Source organism: Candidatus Chloroploca asiatica (genome assembly GCF_002532075.1).
GTDB classification, from domain to species: domain Bacteria; phylum Chloroflexota; class Chloroflexia; order Chloroflexales; family Chloroflexaceae; genus Chloroploca; species Chloroploca asiatica.
Window position 1 is genome coordinate 1 of sequence record NZ_LYXE01000011.1, and the last position, 1,600, is coordinate 1,600.

Consider the following 1,600-nt stretch of genomic DNA (forward strand, 5'->3'; position numbering starts at 1 on the left):
GCAACGCCCGCTGCGGGCACAAGGTCAGCCGTGAGGACGCGGACATCGCGGGTACCCCCAGTGACGATCGCAGCGACGCGCTGGGTCGCCTGGGGTGAGCGGCAACACGGACAGATAGGCTGGCGAGACATACAATACCTCGTTCTATTCTGAGAGGCGGAAAAGCTACCGCTATCGTGTAGAACAATTGTACGCTATGTGTCAAGAGGCTGGGGCAAAACTGTAGCACACAGGAGATGACACGATGATGGTTCCAAACGCAATAGTCGCGATCGGTGGAACACTGGTTGGGGTAGTCGTGTGAGACCGATACACATTAGGGACTACGCAGTGGCATCAGGACGCGCCCCGTCACCAAGGCGCTTCGTCATTTCGGCCTGACCGCCGTTGCTGCTTGGGTATAAACTTGCCAGCCTTCGCGAAAGGGTGTACATGGAGCTTTACCACAAACCCTTGTGCATCCCACGCGAAAGGCTGGCAAGCGTGTATCATACCATCTTCGCTCCCCTGACGCGGCGGCAACACCGTCGTATTGTGCGCCTGCTGGCGCTGGCCCTGCTGCCCCTCCTGCTCGTGACAAGCACCGGGTACGGAGCCGAACGGCTCCCCGTGACGGTCGCCGTGGCGCGCTCGGTGCGCCGGATCCGCTGCCGCCGCCGCCATTTCCATCCCGTCGCCCCGACGCTCCGCGGCGCCGGGGCGGTGCTCCGCCGCACCCTGCCCCCGGTACTCTGCCAAACGAGCCTGCTGCTCCTGCTTCTCCTTGGCACGCGCCCCCCCACCGCCCTGCTCGGGCTGGCCAGCCTGCCGCTCGTGCGCTGGCTGCTCACGCTCACGGTGCTCGTCTGGCCGCAGTGGGCCCAGCGCCCGAGCGGCCGCTGGCTCCGTCAGACCCTGGCCGACCTCCACCTGGCCATGCTGCTTGCCCTCGGTGGGCTCCTGCTCGGCCAACTGCTTGGCCTGACCGGTGGTGCCCTGCTCGGGACTGCCGCGACGTCTCGCCCGCCCAAACCGAAGGCCAGCGGACGGGTCCTCGATGACGGCACCTACGAGGTCATCCTCGGCGACCAGTTCGCCATCCGCCACAGGCCCGTCGATGAGTTCGACCGGCGCATGTTCCTGCTCTTTCTGCGCGACATCCATCTTGTGGCGCATCCCGGGCAACGACCGTTCCTCTGCCAGACGTGGCTGGCGGGCTGGTTCGACACGCTCCAGGAGTTGCTCAGTCGGTGGGAGGACTATCACGAGGCGGGCGATTGGCAACGCCTGATGAGTCGCCGTGATGGTCCCCTCCTGCCTCGTGCGCAGCAGCAGGCCATTGTCCAGTGCTGGGCGCGCCACCTCTGGTGGTCCGTCGCCGAGGTGCAGGCCGCTGCGCAGGCTCAGGGCCTGCGCCTGAGCGAGCACGCCATCACCCAGCTTGGCCAGGAGAGTGGGCTGCTCGCTGCCCGACGCGTGCTGCGCGAGCGCTTCCAGCTGGGCCCCGAACTGCTGCGCCCGAAGGACGGCTGGTTGGTCACGCATGTTAAATGTCAACTAGATTTGCCGCCTGGTGTCAACTAGATTTGCCGGTTCCCGCTCCCTTCCCTCGTGACCTGCG

At 65.8% G+C, this 1,600-nt stretch carries 1 protein-coding gene; it reads left to right on the forward strand.

All coding sequences use genetic code 11. From position 1 onward, the window contains the following. Positions 1–483: 483 nt before the first annotated feature. Complete coding sequence (locus tag A9Q02_RS00940) at positions 484–1,563, forward strand: hypothetical protein (protein WP_097650470.1); 1,080 nt, start codon at positions 484–486, stop codon at positions 1,561–1,563. Positions 1,564–1,600 lie beyond the last annotated feature (37 nt).